The sequence below is a fragment of the Cupriavidus sp. F041 genome, from assembly GCF_057814235.1.
This window is the reverse complement of sequence record NZ_JBVASY010000002.1, coordinates 1900412-1918187: the sequence shown is the minus strand read 5'-3', so window position 1 is coordinate 1918187 and position 17776 is coordinate 1900412. Positions and strand designations below refer to the sequence as shown.

General features: G+C 62.9%; 18 protein-coding genes. 10 read left to right on the top strand and 8 right to left on the bottom strand.

Annotation, left to right across the window (positions count from 1 at the left end; translation table 11 throughout):
• Positions 1-39: 39 nt before the first annotated feature.
• The 3 genes from hmpA to ACZY0R_RS26115 all read right to left on the bottom strand — a co-directional run bounded on the left by hmpA (position 40) and on the right by ACZY0R_RS26115 (position 3484).
• Positions 40-1251, bottom strand: coding sequence for an NO-inducible flavohemoprotein (gene hmpA / locus ACZY0R_RS26125; protein ID WP_488862426.1), 1212 nt, complete (start codon positions 1249-1251; stop codon positions 40-42).
• A 139-nt stretch (positions 1252-1390) separates the two neighbouring features.
• Positions 1391-2140 carry a creatininase family protein gene (locus ACZY0R_RS26120; protein WP_488862424.1) on the bottom strand — a complete coding sequence of 250 codons (750 nt, stop codon included), beginning with the start codon at positions 2138-2140 and terminating at the stop codon, positions 1391-1393.
• Positions 2141-2197: 57 nt separating this feature from the next.
• Positions 2198-3484 (bottom strand): MFS transporter, encoded by a 1287-nt coding sequence (locus ACZY0R_RS26115; RefSeq protein WP_488862422.1) that lies wholly within the window; start codon positions 3482-3484, stop codon positions 2198-2200.
• A 255-nt stretch (positions 3485-3739) separates the two neighbouring features.
• On the opposite strand from ACZY0R_RS26115, the gene ACZY0R_RS26110 reads away from it, so the two are divergent.
• Positions 3740-4675 carry a LysR family transcriptional regulator gene (locus ACZY0R_RS26110; protein ID WP_488862420.1) on the top strand — a complete coding sequence of 312 codons (936 nt, stop codon included), beginning with the start codon at positions 3740-3742 and terminating at the stop codon, positions 4673-4675.
• A 49-nt stretch (positions 4676-4724) separates the two neighbouring features.
• Here the strand turns inward: ACZY0R_RS26110 and ACZY0R_RS26105 are convergent, their stop codons facing one another.
• Both ACZY0R_RS26105 and ACZY0R_RS26100 read right to left on the bottom strand, forming a co-directional pair.
• Complete coding sequence (locus ACZY0R_RS26105; protein WP_488866176.1) at positions 4725-6512, bottom strand: cytochrome c biogenesis protein DipZ; 1788 nt, start codon at positions 6510-6512, stop codon at positions 4725-4727.
• A 295-nt stretch (positions 6513-6807) separates the two neighbouring features.
• Positions 6808-7884, bottom strand: a complete 1077-nt coding sequence (locus ACZY0R_RS26100) for a porin (RefSeq protein WP_488862418.1) — start codon at positions 7882-7884, stop codon at positions 6808-6810.
• Between the two features lie 568 nt (positions 7885-8452).
• Here ACZY0R_RS26100 and ACZY0R_RS26095 point away from each other — a divergent pair.
• The 8 genes from ACZY0R_RS26095 (at position 8453) to ACZY0R_RS26060 (ending at position 13469) form a co-directional block, all read left to right on the top strand.
• Positions 8453-8695 carry a hydroxyquinol 1,2-dioxygenase gene (locus ACZY0R_RS26095; protein WP_488862416.1) on the top strand — a complete coding sequence of 81 codons (243 nt, stop codon included), beginning with the start codon at positions 8453-8455 and terminating at the stop codon, positions 8693-8695.
• A gap of 159 nt (positions 8696-8854) precedes the next feature.
• Positions 8855-9130: a BufA1 family periplasmic bufferin-type metallophore gene (locus ACZY0R_RS26090; RefSeq protein WP_488862414.1), complete on the top strand. Its 276-nt coding sequence runs from the start codon at positions 8855-8857 to the stop codon at positions 9128-9130.
• Positions 9130-9576 (top strand): DoxX family protein, encoded by a 447-nt coding sequence (locus ACZY0R_RS26085; RefSeq protein ID WP_488862412.1) that lies wholly within the window; start codon positions 9130-9132, stop codon positions 9574-9576. Before ACZY0R_RS26090 ends, ACZY0R_RS26085 begins: the two co-directional genes overlap by 1 nt.
• A gap of 66 nt (positions 9577-9642) precedes the next feature.
• Positions 9643-10404 (top strand): alpha/beta fold hydrolase, encoded by a 762-nt coding sequence (locus ACZY0R_RS26080; protein WP_488862410.1) that lies wholly within the window; start codon positions 9643-9645, stop codon positions 10402-10404.
• Positions 10405-10447: 43 nt separating this feature from the next.
• Entirely contained in the window at positions 10448-10717 is a 270-nt protein-coding gene (bufA2, locus tag ACZY0R_RS26075; protein WP_035862237.1) for a BufA2 family periplasmic bufferin-type metallophore, read from the top strand.
• 85 nt (positions 10718-10802) lie between these two features.
• The gene (bufB, locus tag ACZY0R_RS26070) at positions 10803-11630 is read left to right on the top strand and encodes an MNIO family bufferin maturase (RefSeq protein WP_488862407.1); all 828 of its coding nucleotides are present in this window, start codon (positions 10803-10805) and stop codon (positions 11628-11630) included.
• Complete coding sequence (locus ACZY0R_RS26065; RefSeq protein ID WP_488862405.1) at positions 11627-12388, top strand: HvfC/BufC family peptide modification chaperone; 762 nt, start codon at positions 11627-11629, stop codon at positions 12386-12388. Before bufB ends, ACZY0R_RS26065 begins: the two co-directional genes overlap by 4 nt.
• Positions 12389-12554: 166 nt before the next feature.
• On the top strand, positions 12555-13469 hold the full coding sequence (locus ACZY0R_RS26060; RefSeq protein ID WP_488866174.1) for an alpha/beta fold hydrolase: 915 nt from the start codon (positions 12555-12557) through the stop codon (positions 13467-13469).
• 107 nt (positions 13470-13576) lie between these two features.
• Here ACZY0R_RS26060 and ACZY0R_RS26055 read toward each other — a convergent pair whose 3' ends face one another.
• The gene (locus tag ACZY0R_RS26055) at positions 13577-14287 is read right to left on the bottom strand and encodes an SDR family NAD(P)-dependent oxidoreductase (protein WP_488862403.1); all 711 of its coding nucleotides are present in this window, start codon (positions 14285-14287) and stop codon (positions 13577-13579) included.
• 657 nt (positions 14288-14944) lie between these two features.
• On the opposite strand from ACZY0R_RS26055, the gene ACZY0R_RS26050 reads away from it, so the two are divergent.
• Positions 14945-15997, top strand: a complete 1053-nt coding sequence (locus ACZY0R_RS26050) for an alpha/beta fold hydrolase (RefSeq protein WP_488862401.1) — start codon at positions 14945-14947, stop codon at positions 15995-15997.
• A 131-nt stretch (positions 15998-16128) separates the two neighbouring features.
• On the opposite strand, the gene ACZY0R_RS26045 is transcribed toward ACZY0R_RS26050, so the two are convergent.
• Positions 16129-16656 carry a thioredoxin family protein gene (locus ACZY0R_RS26045; protein WP_488862399.1) on the bottom strand — a complete coding sequence of 176 codons (528 nt, stop codon included), beginning with the start codon at positions 16654-16656 and terminating at the stop codon, positions 16129-16131.
• Between the two features lie 3 nt (positions 16657-16659).
• On the bottom strand, positions 16660-17361 hold the full coding sequence (locus ACZY0R_RS26040; RefSeq protein ID WP_488862397.1) for a cytochrome c biogenesis CcdA family protein: 702 nt from the start codon (positions 17359-17361) through the stop codon (positions 16660-16662).
• Positions 17362-17776: the final 415 nt, after the last annotated feature.

Below are 17776 nucleotides of genomic sequence, written 5' to 3'. Positions count from 1 at the left end.
CAATTTCCAGCAGCGACTTAGGTTGGCCGCTGGTCAGCGCTACTCATCGAACAGGTCCGGCCCGAACACTTCATAGTGAATGCGCGTCTCCGGGATGCCCAGGTTCTGGAGGGCATCGTGCTGCATCCGCATGAACGGGATCGGTCCGCAGATGTAGTAATCAGCGTCCGGCAGCATGATGGAATCCTTGATCAAATTGACGTCGACCAGACCCTTGTAATCGAAATCCTTGCCCGGGACGTCTTCCGCGAGTGGCTCGTTATAGAACACAAGCAGCTTGAAGTTCGCGTGCTCATGCGATGCTTCGCGCAGACGGTTTCGCATGGCCTGCACCGCACTATTGCGGGCGCCATGCACGAACACTACCTGCCGCGGCGGTTCCTGAAGCGCCTTCTTCAGCATGCTGACCATGGGGGTCAGCCCTACGCCGCCGCTGATCAGCACGATCGGGGACTTGGCATTTACGTCGATGTAGAAGCTGCCGTAGGGCGCGGCGAGCCTGACCTCGTCGCCAACACCAACGTGATCGTGCAGCAGGCAAGAGACATAACCCGCCGGCGTCGTGCCGCCACTCTCGCGCTTCACGGAGATCCGGTAACTTCGCCCGTTCGGCACATCGGAGAGGCTGTACTGCCGGATCTGCTGCAGGCCAAGAGAGGGCACCTGGATCGCGACGCTGGTGTACTGGCCAGGCTCAAAATTCACAACCGGGCCACCATCGGCCGGTTCCAGAATGAACGAGGTGATGACGTCGCTCTCAGGCCGCTTCTCGCGGACGACGAACGTGCGCCAGCCTTTCCAGCCGCCATCCTGCTCGGCGGAGCGCTCGTACAACTCGCTTTCAATACCCATCAGGATGTCAGCCAGGTTCCCGTACGCCTGCGCCCAGGCGGAGATGATCTCGTCGGTCGCCGCATCCCCGAGAACATCCTTGATCGCGCCGAGCAGGTGCTCACCGACGATCGGGTATTGCTCCGGCCGCACGCCAAGACTTGCGTGTTTGTTTGCGATGTTTTTCAGAACGGCCGAGAGACTCTCGGGATTCTCGATATTCGCGGCGTAGGCATACACCGCGCGCGCCAGGGCTTGCTGCTGCTGTCCTTGTTCCTGGTGCGCCATATTGAAGACGTTCTTGAGTTCCGGATGCGCCTCGAACATGCGTTTATAGAAACGCTGGATGATGGCGTATCCGTGCTCCGCCAGCACCGGGGCGGTGGATTTGACGATGTCCTTGGTCTTCTGGGTGAGCATTGCATCGTTCCTTCGAAGATTGGCAACAGGTGTGAACCACACCCGTTCAAAGTCTATACCTCACTAGGCTTCGGGGGGATGCGGTAACCCTGGTGAAGCCCGTCATGTATGCCGTAGCGAACTCGCGATCGCGCACGTATCAGAGGGTCGTTGGCTCACACCCGAATGCTTCAAGCTCGCGCGCGAGGCTTTGCGCTGCCAGTTCGACCAGTGCGCGTCCTTTTTCCGGTGTCGCCTGTCCCGGGTCAGAGCCGATGCGCCCGTCCGGGAACCGCGCACGAAAGTCGAGCGCCTCCCGGATGGGGCCCGATGGGGCGATTTGGGGTGCATAGCCGGCCGACTTCACGGCGCCGGGGAAGGCCCACTGTGTAATGGCAATCTCGGAAGGCGTGGCGTGAGAGCCATGGCCGGTCGGGAACTGCTCGCGCGCGAGCTCGTTGACGCCTGCGAGGTCCCACCAGTTGCACAGCTTCAGCGCGAATCCAGCGCGGCGCCGTGAAAAACTGGCTTCGGCATAGATCTCGGAGAACGCGGCGTCGATGGAGGCCACATTGCCGCCGTGGCCGTTGAGGAACAGGATCTTCTCGAATCCGTGCCCCACCAGTGAGCGGGTCCAGTCACCGATCGCGGCAATGAAGGTCGACGGGCGCAGCGAGATGGTGCCGGGAAAGCCAAGGTGATGCTGGGCCATGCCAATGTTGAACGTCGGCGCCACCAGGATATCGGCTGTCTTTTCTGCCTCGCGCGCAATGATCTCCGGGCAAAGCCAGTCGGTGCCAAGAAGCCCCGTTGGCCCGTGCTGCTCATTGGAACCGATTGGCACGACAATCACGCGGCTGCGTTTGAGAAACTGTTCGACTTCGGCCCAGGTGGATAGATGTAAAAGCATGGTTGCTCCTTCTTTCGTGTGTTCCTCTCGGAACCTTGTGCATGGTTTTGCAGTGGACTACCGGCGCTCAGGCAACTTGTTGGCGAGGAGGATCAGCGAGGCGATCAGCGGCATCAACGCCAAGACCAGCACGCCAGGATGCAGGCTGCCGGTCGCAGTCTTGGCCCACCCGATGATGGCGGGGCCCCAGAAACCGCCGGACAAGCCGATCGTGTTGATCAGCGCAATGCCGCCGGCTGCCGCCGGGCCCTTGATGTACTCGGCCGGCATGGCCCAGAACACCGTGTAAGTCATCCAGAGCGCGGTGGTACCGAGCGTTAGGAGGACAAGCGACAAGCCGAGATTGCCGTCTGCAAGTACCGACCCGGCGAGCAACAGGGCAGCAAACAAGGCGGGAACGGCACTGTGATATCGGCGCTCGCCCTTTTGATCGGACCTGCGCCCCATGTAGTACATGCCGAATGCGGCGCCAAGGTATGGCAATGCGGTGTACCAGCCGAGCTGCAAGGTATCGGTCACGCCCTGCGCCCTGATCAGGGTCGGGAGCCAGAAGCTCATGGCATAGATGGCAGCGATAATGCAGAAGTACGCAAGGGCGAGCACATAGACTCTTGCATCCCGTGCCACAGCCATGAACGAGTGCTTGTGCGTGGCGGATACCCCGAGCTCAGCTGCGAGAAAACGTTTTTCCTGGTCCGTCAGCCAGGCCGCATCCGCGGGGCGATTCGGCACGAGCGACAGTGCAAGGAATCCCAGCAATACGCAGGGGATGGCCTCGATCAAGAACATCCACTGCCAGCCGGCGAGGCCGGCGGTGCCGGACATGGTGGTCATCAGCCACGCCGAAGCGGGTCCTCCGACAATGCCGCCGATCGGTCCCGCCAGGAAGACGATCGCGATGGCGCGTCCCATGCGCTGCGGTCCGTACCAGCACGACAGGTAGTAGATCATGCCCGGGGCAAAGCCTGCCTCGAAGATGCCGAGCAGGAAGCGCATGGCATAGAACGTTGGCACATCGCGTACGAAGAGCATGCAGGCAGACGTGATGCCCCATAGCACGAGGATCCGGCTGAACGTCTTGCGCGCCCCCACGCGCGGCAGCAGCAGGTTGCTTGGCAACTCGAACAGTACATAGCCGAGAAAGAAGATGCCTGCACCCACGCCGTAAGCGGCATCGGAGAAGCCGAGGTCGCTTTGCATCTGCAGTTTGGCAAAGCCGATGTTGACCCGGTCGAGATAGGCAAACAGGTAGCAGATCAGGAGGAACGGCAGCAGGCGCCAGTTGATCTTGTTGTAGAGCGTCGAGGTGTCGTCGACGACGCTTTCGTTCGGAATGACTAACATGCCGGTCTCCAGTGCGTTGTGTTTGATGTCGCTTATCGGTGCCGCCGATGGTGACAGAGCCGGAGGTTCCGACCAACAGTAACCGCGTTCACGCTTCGTTCTAATCTGAGCAACGCAACCCATCCCATCCGCATCGGATGGTGAAGATGGCCGGAGTCAGGCCCGATCGTCATGGCGGGGAAGGGTCGAGCAGGAGCGGTGAAGTTCATGTATGGTTAGCTCCCGCCCAACACATCGGCTCAATGGTGTTTCGACATGCGAGAGATCAATCAGCTGCGATTGCGATACTTCCGTGAGGTTCTGACGCATGGCACCATTCGCGGGGCGGCGGACAGCCTTAATACGTCACCCTCCGTGATCACTCGACAGATCAGGCTGCTTGAAGAAGAACTGGGTGTTACGCTGTTCGAACGCCAGTCGCGCGGTGTGAAGCCGACGGAGGCGGCCGCACATCTGCTCGAGTTCTGGCGCGGCTACCGTTCGCATCAGGAGAATCTCGAGGACCAGCTGCACGCGCTGAAGGGATTGCAGCAAGGCAAGGTCCAGGTGGTCATGAGCGAGGGCTATGTCGATGCGCTCGTCAACGAAGTCCTTGCGCCGTTTTGCGCGCGGTACCCGATGCTGGATATCAGCATGGAGATCCTGCCAGTCGACGATGTCCTGAACGAAGTCGCTGAGAGCCGCGCCCACATCGGCCTTGCCTATAATCCACCGCCTCACCCGCGCATCGAGTACCGTGCCAGTTCTCCACAGCCCGTGGTGTTGCTGGTTCGTCCCAATCACCCGCTGGCGTTGCGCGGCGGCGAGGCCAGCATCCGCGATTTGCTGTCATACCCGCTTGCGCTGATGCCGGAATCCTTTGGCATCGGGCACGCCGCGAAGATGCTGGAGTTCGCGGAGAATATAAAGATCCGCCCGACGCTCGTCACCAACTCGTTGACGGCGCTGAAGCAATTTGTCGCCTATGAGAACTTCATTACGCTGATCGGAGAATTCGCGGCGTATCGCGAGATCGCGGCCGGGAGCCTGGTCACCGTACCGATCAATCATCCATTGCTCCGGGGCACCCAGGCGCGGTTGCTTGTGAAGACCGGCCGGCCCCTGCCTGCCGCGGCAACCGAGTTCCTTGAGCACATTACGCGCCGCATGTCGATGTTTGCCGCCAGCCGGAGGTCATCGGACAACCAGTAGGCGGCGGAACCGGCAACGCCGATTCCACTGATTCCATTCACGGAAACGGTTACCCAAAAGTGAAGACGAAGGCCTGGACGCCCGGGTCCACGAAACGGATGTCGAAGGTGTGCTCGCCGACCTTTCCCGACTGGCGAACGAGTTGGTAGAGCCTGGTCTGCGTGACGGTGCCGTTGCCATCCACATCGGTATCGGTACCGTGGCTGGCGCCGGGCGCCTTGCCGTCGACCATGACGCGGAAGCGCACCGGCTTGCCGTCGGCGCCGGGGCCGAGCACGAGGTGCAGGTCACGCGCGCGGAAGCGGTAGGCGATGCCGCCGCCGGCACGGTTGAGCGTGGCTTGTTCGGCGTCCACGGTCCAGTTGCCGCTCAGGCCCCAGCTATTCAGGCGCGGCTCGGCGATTGTGTAGTCGCGTGCGGCGCCTGCGCGCAGGCCCTCGGGCGAAGCGAAGCCGGATGCCTGCTGGTAGCCGATATAGGTTTCCCGCGAGCGCACGTTGTCCAGGTCTGGCGCCGCTTGCGCACCGGAAGTGTCGAACTTGACCGGCGCGGTGCCGGCCTTTTGCGCGCCGGCTTCCTGCAGCAAAGCCTGAATGACAGCCTCGGACTGTTCATAGCCGCCTTCGCCGAACTGGTGGTGGCGAATCTGCCCGCTGGCATCGATGAAGTAGAGCGCCGGCCAGTAGCTGTTGCCGAACGCCCGCCAGATCCGGAAGTCGCTGTCCACCGCGACCGGGTAGCGGATCTTGAATTGTTCCACGGCCTGGCGCACGTTGCCGATTCGTTTCTCGAAGGCGAACTCGGGCGTATGCACGCCGATGACCACCAGCCCCTGGTCCTTGTATTTTTCCGCCCAGGCGCGGATATAGGGGAGCGTGCGAATGCAGTTGATGCAGGAGTACGTCCAGAAATCCACCAGCACGACCTTGCCGCGCAACTGCTCGCTCGTCAGCGGCAGGGCGTTGAGCCATTCGACAGCGCCGTCGAGCGACGGGAGCCGGCCTTCGTAGGGCAAGCCGCTGCGCCGGGCCGGAAGCGACTCAGCCGCTACGCGCATCATGCCGCCGCCGGCTGCCGCCATCGTCGTCGCGGCGGTTGCCGGTGCGGGATGGTCAGCGTGGAACGCATTCAGCAGCGCTTGTTCGAAGCGCGTGGTTTCCGCACCCGGGAACACGGCAAGGAGACCCGTGCCGGCCCCGGCCGAGACTGCGGCCACGCCACCGAGCACCGCCGCGCCGAGGCCGCGGCGGATCCACTCGCCGGCCTGCAGGGACCGCTTGAGGGCGCCCAGGATGCGCCCCCCGACGGCCAGCGCCAGGGCCAGCGACGTCGCCGCGCCCGCCGCATAGGCCACCAGCAGCACTGTGGTCTGAGCCTGGGCGTCGTGCAGGAAAGCGCCGGCGAGCACGAGGCCCAGGATCGGCCCCGCGCACGGTGTCCATACCAGGCCGGTGGCGATGCCGAGCATCAGCGCGTAGCCGATACCGGGCACGGCACGGGCGGGGCCCTGCGGTGGGAGAAGACGCTCGGCGAGCGTCATGAGCGGGCGCGCAAGGGCGCTGGCCAGCCGCGGGGAAAGCAAGGTCAGGCCGAAGAGCGTCAGCAGCGCGAGCGCAATGTAGCGGCCGTCGCGGCTGGCCTCGACTGCCCACGTGCCGCCCACCGCCGCCAGCGTGGTGACTAGCGAGAAAGCGAGGACAAGGCCGACGAGCATCGGCAACTTGTAGCGCAGGAAAGGCTGGCTAGCGGTGCCGAACACGAAGGGCACGACGGGGAGGATGCATGGGCTCAGTATCGTCAGCATGCCGCCGAGATAGGCAATCAGGAGAGTGGACATCATCGTCTTCCAGTAGGGGCGGGCGTGGCGACGCCGCGAGTCCGCGATTACCGTGATGAGACAGCAGCCGCATGTCCGCGATGTATCGGCGCAGGGCAGGGCCGGTAAGAAACTGTGCCAAGGCCACCGTCCGATGCATTGCGATACAAGGCGGGGTGCCTGTGATGCGCCGCTTCGGGCACACGTGCCTTCCCGGCAGGCATGCCGGGCTCCCTCCCCACACATAGCGGGCACGAATTGTTCCGGAACGGACGTACGCCGGCGGCGAACATTCCGTGTCGCCAGGGCCAAGGCATTAGAACCTGTGGCGAACCCCTACCACCGCGCCCAGCTGGCTCATGCCAGGCTGCACGTTATAGACCGCCGTCGCGCCGGTGCCGCTGTTGTAGCCGTTGACGCCCAGGTACGACTTGTCCTTGTTGAGCGCGTATGACACCGACGCGTAGACGTCGGTGCGCTTGCTGAACGCGTAGTCGCCCGTCATCACGAACTGCCACGGGTCCGACCCGGTCTGACGGAAATCCTGGTAGTAGGCCGCGCCGGTCATCGAGAAAGCCGGCGTCAGCTTGTACGCCAGGCCGAGCCAGTAGAGGTTCGAGCCGGCATTGGCTGCTTGTGCGCCGGGCAGGGTGGCACCATTGAGTGCCTTGGCCAGGCGGTACCCCGCGAAGACCTTGGCCAGGCCCACCGCGTACGTACCGGCCACCGCATAGCGCCGCAGGACCGGCGCCTGATTGCCCGGGGTGCCGGCATGCGCGTCGTCATAGGCCACACCCACCGAAACCGGGCCCTCGGCATAGCTGAGGTACGCGCCGAAGTCGCGTCCGAATACGTTGCTGCCGGCCACCTCGCTGCCATTGGCCTGGAACGAATACAAGGCGGAGGCGGTCAGCCCCCCGAACCGACCGACATACTTCGCAGCGTTGTCCGCGCGCGCGCCGAATTCTGGCGCGATCCCCAGGATGCCGTAGTGGTCGGACAATGCGGCCGGGTCGTAGAGGTTGCCGAAGTCGCGCAATGTCGTCTGCTGCCGTCCCAGCAGCAGTGAGCCATACTGGCTCTCCGTTCCGACGTAGGCATTGCGGCCGAACAGGCGCCCGCCCTGGCCCGAGTTGCCGGTATCCAGGTCGAAGCCGCTTTCCAGCTGGAAGACAGCCTTCAACCCGCTGCCCAGATCCTCCACGCCGCGCACGCCCCAGCGCGAGCCCGACTGGTTCCCGGAACTCAGCCGCCAGAGGTTGCCGCCCACGCGCCCGGCATGGTTGTTGTATTCGATGCCGGTATCGGCGACGCCGAACAGGGTGACGCCGGACTCGGCGTACACGCCGTTGGCGACTACGGATGCGGCAATCACCGTGAGTGTCTTCTTCATTGGACCTCCAATGGTCTTCCGTGGCTCTTGATTTCGGGGAATACGGTTCGGAAACAGGCGGTCTGCAATGGCCGCCATGCTCATGCCACCGGACTCGCTGTGAGCGGGCAACAGTGAGCCATGCCGTGCGCACGTCAGGGGCATGAGCCATTTGACGGTGATCGTGTATCCGCCCTGTTTCCGCAGGGCCGTGGCATTGAAAGCTTGTGTATCTGACTGCCCATTGAATACATGGCGATACAAGGGCGTGCCGTCCAGTCGTTACGCCAAGGCGGAAGCCAAGCCGGTTGAGGTATGCGCCCGATCGCGTGTAGCAATGTGTGGAGCACCGGGATGGACAAGCTGCGTAACAAGCCTCGTTCTTCTTTGAATCTTCAGCCGCACCGTTATTTGTACCCGTCTGTATCAAGCCGCCGCAACGATACGGGAAGTGACAAAAACGGCCCTCACGAGCTACGAGCGCGATACAGCAGTCTCCTTAAATGCGTTCCGTGGCCCGGCGACGAACAGCAACGATTCTGTCCCGGGGACGCGCAGTCACCGACGTAAATGTTCAAGGAAATCGACCATGAGTACCAACATCGCAAAGCATTTTGTATTCGCCATCGCCCTGATTGCCGCCGCCGCCGGCGCACAGGCCGCCAGCCTGTCCCAAGGGAGCACGCGAGATCCTTACACCGATGGCGCCCGTTCGGTGCAAGAGCAACGCGGTCCTTACACCGATGGTGCCCGCTCGGTGCAAGGACCGCGCGACCCATACGCCGACGGCGCGCGCAACGTTGATCCGTACTACGACGGCGCCAACGCCTGACGCCCCACGCGCTTGAAGCCGATGGGGCGCGATCAACATCGCCCCGCCAGGATCATGTGAAAAAGTCTTCTCGCTGCGCGGACTACGACCGGCATCGCCGCGATCGGTTCCGGGCGGTTGGTTTAACGCTCTTCCCCATTCTCAACTCTGGAGTTCCCCATGAAACGCTCGAATGCGCTTATCGCGGCCACGCTCGCTCTCTCGATCAATGCCTTGGCGGGCGCCGCCCACGCCGCGGAACCGGCCAAGGCCACCGAAAAATGCTACGGCGTATCGCTCGCCGGAAAGAATGACTGCTCCGCCGGCGCGGGCACCACCTGCGCGGGGACGTCCAAAGCGGACTACCAGGGCGATGCCTGGGTGATGGTGGAGAAGGGCACCTGCGCGCAGATCAAGACGCCCAAGGGCTACGGCTCGCTGAAGGCCATCCAGTGATGTCGCGCACCGGTCAATACGCAGGCGCTGCGGGGCAGGGCACGTCAGCAGTGGACGGTGCATTGCTGCTGGTTGCCCGTCTGGGCATTGCCTCTGTGTTCTTTCTCTCGGGACGGACGAAGGTGGAGGGGCTGCTGACGATCAAGGCGTCGACCTACGCGCTGTTCACATCGGAGTACGCATTGCCGCTGATCCCGGCGGAACTTGCCGCCCAGCTTGCAATGTGGTCTGAACACCTGTTCCCGGTGCTGCTCGTGCTCGGCCTGTTCACGCGGTTCTCGGCGGCAGCGCTGCTCGGCATGACGGCGGTGATCGAGATCTTTGTCTATCCGGCCGCATGGCCCACGCACCTGAGCTGGGCTGGCTTGCTGCTGCCACTGGTGGCATACGGCGGCGGGGCCTGGTCGCTGGATCGCGCAGTGCCCGCTGGCGTACGCAAGAACTAGCCGGCTCGCGCTTTATATGTCTTCACACACCCAACGCAGGCCACACCGGCCTGCCGGAGATACTACATGCGGTACATTCCGTTGCTCGCCGCCGCGGTGGCACTGGCAATCCCCTCGCTCGCCCCGGCGGCTACGCCGGACGCGCCTGCGGGCGCGAAGAACATCATCCTGGTGCACGACGCCTTCGTCGACGGCTCGGGCTGGCGTGTGGTTCACGACATCCTGATCCACAAAGGCTACAAGGTCAGTGTGGTCCAGCTTCCGCACACGACGCTCGGCGATGACATCGCTGTCGTGCGCGAGCGTATCTCCATGCAGATCGGCCCCGTGGTGATGGTCGGTCACGGCTACGGCGGGCTGGTCATCACGGAAGCCGGTGCCCGTTCCAAGGTGAAGGCGCTGGTCTACGTCGCAGGCATGGAGCCGGACGTAGGGGAAGGCATGAACCAGCTCAACGCTTCGATGCCGGCTGCCGCTGCTTCAAGCGTTCGCTTGACACGCGATGGCCACCTCTTCATCGATTCCGCCCGGTTCAACGCCGACTACGCCGCCGACCTCAAATCCAACCGCACCGACTTCATGGCGGCCTCGCAGGTGCCGGTGCCCGGCGCCTTGTTCGCGGGCAATGTCTGGTCGGCCGCGTGGCGCGAAAAGCCGAGCTACGGCATTGTCGCCACGGAAGACCGTGTGCTGAACCCGGACCTGCAGCGCTGGATGTACAAGCGAGCGGGCGCCAAAGTCACGGAGATCAAGGCCAGCCACGCTCTCCCCATCTCGCAGCCCGAAGCGGTTGCGCAAGTGATCGAAGAAGCGGCGCGAAATTCTTGATTGCAGCAAAGCATTTTTCCCCCACCCAACCTGGAGTTTCACCATGAACATGACCAAAAAGTCCCGTGCCACCCTGGCCGCCGCCGCCGCGCTTGTCGCGCTGTCATCCCTTTCGATCATGGCACCGGCACGTGCGGCCGGTAGCGATGAGCCTGGCCGCTGCTATGGCGTCAATTCCTGCAAGGGCACCAGCCTGTGTGCCACGGCCAGCAACGACTGTGCAGGTCTTAACGATTGCAAGGGCAAGGGCGTCCTCGTCAAGCCCGCATCGGTCTGCCTGAAGGAAGGCGGCACGCTGGCGGAACCGAAGTAATTCCTGAAGTCAGGCCCAGGGGATCGCCCGGGAGGCGCAAGCATCCCGGGCTCTCCCGACCTGTTGCACCGTTGGAAGCATACCCATGCCAGTTTTCAGTCCGCCCTTCGCCGGCTATGGTCTCGGCCTGCGCAAGGAACACTACCAGGACTTTCTTGAAACGGAAGTCCCAGTCGATTTCGTTGAAGTGATCTCCGAAAACTTCATGGTCGACGGCGGGCGGCCCCGCCATGTCCTGCGCGAGGTGCGCAGCCGATATCCGGTCGTGCTGCACGGCGTGTCGATGTCGGTCGGCTCATCGGACGGACTTGACCGAAACTACCTGCAAAGACTCAAGGCGCTGGTCGATGAAATCGATCCGCTCTACGTCTCCGACCATCTGAGCTGGTCGCGGATCGCCGGATTCAATTCCCACGACCTGTTGCCGATCCCGTATACCGACGAGGCGCTGAATATTGTCTGCGCCAACATCGCGGTGGCGCAGGACGTGCTCGGACGCGCCATGCTCTTCGAAAACCCGTCCAGCTATCTTGCCCTGCCAGGGGCCACCATGACCGAGTGGGAGTTCCTCGCGGCAATGTGCGACCGCACCGACTGCGGTCTGCTGCTGGACGTCAACAACGTGTTCGTCAGCGCCACCAATCACGGCTTCGACGCGCAAGCCTATATCGACGGCATTCCCGCCGCCCGTGTACGCCAGATTCACCTGGCCGGCCATAGCCAGGGGCGCGAGTTGCTGATCGACACCCACGACAACGAGGTCTGCGATGCGGTATGGCAGCTCTACGCCCGGGCGCGGTCGCGCGTCGGCCCCGTGGCCACCATGATCGAGCGCGACGACAACATACCGCCGCTTGCCGGACTGCTTGACGAGCTTGCCGTCGCGCGCGCCATTGGGGGAGATGAAGCATGAGCCTGTCTGCCATGCAGGAGGATTTTCGGGCCTGGCTGATGACGGCATCCCCCGCGGCGGCGCGCCGGATCGGGTCTGGCGCCGCCGCGGGCCTCGCGGTCTACCAGAACAATTACCGCGCGCAGCTTGTCGGCTGCCTTGAAACGTCGTTCCCGCGCGTGCACGAGTGGATGGGCGACGAAGCGTTTCTCGCCTCGGCCATCGCACATATTGACAGTCATCCGCCGCACGCATGGACGCTCGATGCCTATGCCGACGGCTTTGGAAAAACGCTGATCGCCCGGTATCCCGACAATCCCGATCTGCATGAACTGGCCTGGATCGAACACGCAATGTCCCGGGCCTTCGTCGCGGCTGACGCTGCGCCGCTGCCCGCTACCGCGCTGGAAGGCATTGACTGGGATGCGGCGACGCTGATCCTGGTGCCGTCCCTGCAGGTTAGTGCAGCAACGACCAATGCACGGGACATCTGGACTTCACTCAGCGACGGCATGCCCCCGCCCGCCAGCGAGATGCTCGAAGCAGGCGCCGGACTGGTGGTCTGGCGCAGGGAGTTCGGCTGCTTCCTGCATCAGGTCGATGCAGTGGAGCGCGACGCCCTGATCCAAGTCCAGGCGCACGGCCGATTCGACGCGCTCTGCGCCATGCTGGTGGAGCGCCTCGGCGAAGCCGAGGGCATCGCCAGGGCCGGTGTACTGCTTGCCAACTGGCTGAGCAACGCGCTAGTCGCCAACATTGCCGATATTGAAAATGTCTGACGATTCCCCCGATCCAACCCTGAGGAATGGCACTGTGTCCAACCATCAAAGTTCCCGCCGGGTGTTCCTGCTCTCCGGTGTCGCCGGCGCCACGCTGGTAGCCGCGTCGCAAGCGCTGGCCTCACCGACCGTGAATCGAGTCGAAACCGCTACATCCACTGCCCCTCTGCAACGCATGCCGGTCAGGCAGGTGCGCACCGACTGGCTCGAAATCGGCTATCACGAGACGGGCCCCGAACACGGCCGCCCCGTGATGCTGCTGCATGGCTTTCCTTACGACATCCATAGCTATGTGGATGTCGCCCCCATCCTGGCGTCGCGTGGCTGCCGGGTCATCGTGCCCCATCTGCGGGGCCACGGCACGACGCGCTTTCGCGAGGCATCGACGCCGCGGGCGGGACAGCAGGGGGCCATCGGTGAAGACGTGATCGCGCTGATGGATGCGCTGCATATCCCCGAGGCCGTGCTGGCCGGCTATGACTGGGGCGGCCGTGCCGCCTGCGTGGTGGCTGCAATCCGTCCTTCGCGCTGCGTCGGCCTGGTTTCCGTCAACAGCTATCTGATCCAGGACATTGCCCATGCCGCCGCACCCCTGGCGGCGCAGGTCGAGCGGGGACTCTGGTACCAGTACTACTTCCAGACGGAGCGCGGTCGCGCCGGCCTCGAAGCCAACCGTCGCGATATCGCCCGCCTCCTGTGGAAGAACAATTCGCCGACCTGGCACTTTGACGAGCCTGCGTTCGCGCGCGCCGCCGAGGCATTCGACAACCCGGACTATGTCGATGTCGTGATTCACTCGTACCGCCACCGCCTTGGCCTGGCGCCCGGCTATCCGCAGCATGAGGCAACGGAAAGAAAGCTGGCGGTGATTCCGCCGATCCCGGTTCCCACTATCACGCTGGATGGCACGGCCGATGGCGTCGTCCCGGCAACCGACGGCAAAGCCAGCGCCGCACGGTTTACGGGGCCGCGCATTCATCGGCAGATTACCGGCGTCGGCCACAACTTGCCGCAGGAAGCGCCCGAGGCCTTTGCCGACGCAGTGACCGAACTCGTGCGCGGCGGCAGATGGCGCACGTGAGTGGCGCGGGGCAGGGCCGAAGCCAGGCGGCATTGGACTGACTAGCGCACGAGATGTCCGCCCTGCCCAGGCGGGCAGGGCGCCGTTCAGCGGCGCCCTGGAGTGCTTTAGTGACCAGCGCTCTGACCGCCATCGACATGCAGGATTTCGCCAGTTACGAAGGGCGCCGAATCCAGATACAGGATGGCCTCGACGATATCGCTCATCTCGCCCATACGGCCTACCGGATGGAGTGCCCCGAGCGCGGCATGGGTTTCCGGCGGGTGCATCGGGGACTTGATGACGCCCGGCGCAACGGCATTCGCGCGAATGCCGCTCTTAGCGTATTCGATGGCGAGCGATTTCGTGGCCGCGTTCAGTCCGCCCTTGGTCAGCGATGCCAGTACAGAAGGCACGCCGTTGATGGCGTGGTCGACCAGGCTGGTGGTGACGCTGATCACGTGGCCGCTCGACCTCTTCTCCATTTCAGCGATGGCGAGCTGCGTGATGTAGAAGAAGCCTGCGAGGTTCACGCCCGTTTTCGCAGCGTAGTCTTCGGCGGTGTACTGGGTAAAAGGCTTCGCGATGAAGATGCCTGCGTTGTTGACCAGCGTGTCGATGCGGCCGAAGTGTGCCACGGCTTCAGAGATTACGCGCCGGGCGGTGGCCGGATCGGCGATGTCGCCAGCGACCGTCAGAATGTTGTCGTCGTCCGATGGCTTGATGGATCGCGCCGTTGCGACAACGCGGTAGTCGCGCTTGCGGAAAGCCTTGACCACCTCTGCGCCAATACCTTGCGACGCACCAGTAACGACTACGACCTTTTGCGATGTGTTCATGATAAACCTCGAAACAAGTTGATTCGGCTATGTTGCCGATCGGGCCGGCGGCACCGATTGGTCCTAAATCTAGTTGAATCGATGCTGAGTTCGAATACCCGCCATGGACAAAGAGTCTTGCCTGACGGGAACAAGTCAAGCGCACAGCCAGTGCCCGCGTCGATCTGTCTGTGTGTTGAGCGTGCGGGAACGCTGGCGCAGCGGCTCAACAGTCTCACGGGCCAGCAGATGGTAGGAGCGGCGGCGCGCCGGCGTGCGCCGCATGCCTTTCGCCTTGCGATTACCAACGCGGATAGCAGGCATCGGGAGCTGTGACTGCCAAGCTGGCCGAAAGCCTGGCGCATTTCGATTTACACCATGTAACAACCCATGTGCTGTGCGGCGGGCTAATCGGCGGGCCGATTGAATCTATATTTTCCACGCGGACGACGGGTAGTCATCCGCTTCGTTGGAAATGCGGCACCCCGCTCATGTGAGGAATCAGTGCGTGCTGGGTGTCACACGGCAAATCGGAATGTTCAAACTCATCTCGCGCAGCTCCGACCGCGCCCCCGGCACGATGCCATAGTCGGACCTGCCACCGAACCCGGACACATCCCAGATACAAGCAATTCGTATCCTGGAAATCAAAGCCAACCTCAAAAAGGGGAATTAAGCATGTCTGAAGAGATCAACCCTGACCGTCGTCGCTTCCTTGGTGCCGCGGCTGTCGGAATCGGTGCCGTGGAGTTGGGCCTGACCGGACTCGCTCGTGCGCAGTCGAGTCCAGCCAGGCAGTCTGTTCCAACCGCCGCTTCGGCGACGTCCAATGCATCATTCGGCAATATCAGGCAGATCGAAGCCGGTGTTCTCAGCGTCGGCTATGCCGAGATTGGCCCGCACGATGGTCCCGTCGTTATCCTGCTGCACGGCTGGCCGTACGACATTCACAGTTACGTCGATGTGGCCCCGCATCTGGCAGCCGCCGGCTACCGGGTCATTGTTCCGCATACGCGCGGTCACGGCACGACGCGGTTTCTCTCCGACAAGACATTCCGCAATGGCCAACAATCGGCAGTTGCGCTCGACACCATTGCATTGATGGACGCACTCAGGATCGACAAGGCGATTCTCGCCGGATACGACTGGGGATCGCGGACGGCTTGTGTCATCGCAGCGCTGTGGCCGGAGCGTTGCAAAGCCATTGTTTCCGCCAATGGCTACATCATCAATAACCTTGAGTTCAACAAGCACCCGTTGCCGCCGAACGCCGAGCACGCATGGTGGTATCAGTTCTACTTCGCTACGGAACGTGGCAAAGCCGGCCTCGAGGCTAACCGGCGTGAATTCACCAAGGTTATCTGGAAGGAGAATTCCCCTAAGTGGAACTTTGATGATGCAACGTTCGACCGTACGGCTGCGTCCTTCGATAACCCAGACTACGTGGCGATTGTGATTCACAACTACCGTTGGCGACTCAGTCTTGCCGGGGGCGAGCCCCAGTACGACAGTCTCGAGACGCGCCTGGCCACAGGCCCGGCGATCACGGTGCCGGCGATCACGATCGACGGAGATTCGAACGGCGTTGCACCGGCTACGGACGGTAGCGCTTACGCGAAAAGGTTCACAGGCAAGTACGCGCATCGGATTGTCAAAGGTGCGGGCCACAACCTTCCACAGGAAGCGCCGAAGGCCTTTGCGGATGCCGTAATCGAAGTCGCCCGCTACTGAGCGAGCGCGGGTTGGGGGACGTTCCGGATCGCCTGTGGCAGGAAGGTCCCCCTCGTGGATCGACGCGGCCTCCGCGGCGATCTGTCTTTCCGGGGGCGGCGGTTGCTGGCGTGATCCGGGCTTGCGCAGGGTTATTTGCGATCGGAAAGGAGTTTCTGTATGGCCGCTTCCGTTTCCTCGTAGTGTCCTTCGCCAAAATGCTGGTAGACGATCTTGCCGCTGGCATCGACAAGATAGAGGGCAGGCCAGTATTGGTTCCTGTAGGCGTCCCAGATGACATACGCGTTGTCCTGTACGACCGGATACCGGATGTCGAGGCGCTTGAGAGCAGCCTGTACGTTCGAGGTCGATTTCTCGAATGGGTACTCGGGCGTATGCACACCGACCACCGTCAGCCCCTTGTCCCGGTATTTGTCGTACCACTGTTTGACATGCGGGAGCGTGTTGATGCAGTTGATGCAGGTATAGGTCCAGAAATCGACAAGCACCACCTTGCCGCGCAGTGCGGAGATTGTCAGCGGCTCGGAGTTCAGCCACTTCGCGTTGGCGGGAAACTCCGGCGCTTTGCCATGGTCGACAGGCGAGGGGGCTATTGCACTGCCGTGTGTTGCAGCGAGTAGGGATACGGCTGCGATACAGGCACGAATCGAGCGGTGCATGAGTCAGACTCCGAGGTTGATTGAGGGGAAAGAGTTGGTCAGCCAAGCTACGGCAAGCACGTCATACTGGAAGTACATGGCAACGGCGGTCGCGGCGACAATCGCACCAAAGCCACGCTGCAAATGATGTGCATAGCGGGCGATCTTGCGGCCGCGAGTGGTCACGAACCGGCCACCGTAGGCAATGGCCAGCATGGGAATCGCGGCGCCCGCGGCGAACAGCGTCAGGAGCTTTGCGGCTCGCCCCAGGTCCTGCGCCCTGGCGACCAGTGCGAGGATGGAAGCCAGTACCGGCCCGGCGCACGGAGTCCAGACCACGCCCAGCGTTGTGCCTAGCACGAAGCCGCCAACCATGCCATTGCCTGACCGGGCACCCACGCCGGCAACGCGGTCGATCACGGCGCCAAGCGGTGTCATGAGCCGGTCGAATAGCCGCGGCCAGATTCGAGCGAGCCCGGATACGAACAGAATCAGGATGGAGACATCCCGGATCAGGCCGTGCGCGTCACCGATAGAATTCGAAAGTGCGCTGAACGCAATACCCACCGAGGAGAACGCGGTGACGAACCCCAATGCGATTGACAGCGGACGCAGAGGATTTTGCTCGCCGATGGACGTGCTCACCACCATCGGCAGCACGGGAAGCACGCATGGGGACGCGATCGTCAGCACGCCGGCTGAGAATGCCAATACGAGTTCGATCATGGCTGGCTGCCCCGAAGCCCCGGCAAGGCGCGCCCGGTGATGCCCGCTCCGCGGCGCCGCTGCGGTAAATGGGGTAGGGTGGCGGTGGTTGAAGTCACGAATGCCTCCGGTGTTGAAGCGATGGCGCTATTGCAACGCTCGCGCGTATTCAGGATGTTTCGGGAAACGGCCGGAAATGAAATGTTTCTTGTCCGCAGGCGGTCCAGATACATGACGATACAAAGCGCCACGGAGGCCACTGCACAATGGCATCAAGGCGCGGGCTGCGCGTCGTGATCCTGGAGGGGAAACGAAAATGAAGCGTTCACTGCTGCTCGCCACGATGCTCTTGTCCGCACTCGCGTATGAGCTTCGCGGAGGCGCGACCTGCCGATGGGCTTTCTCCAAGCCGCCTGTTCTGCGCCTGGCGGGCGCC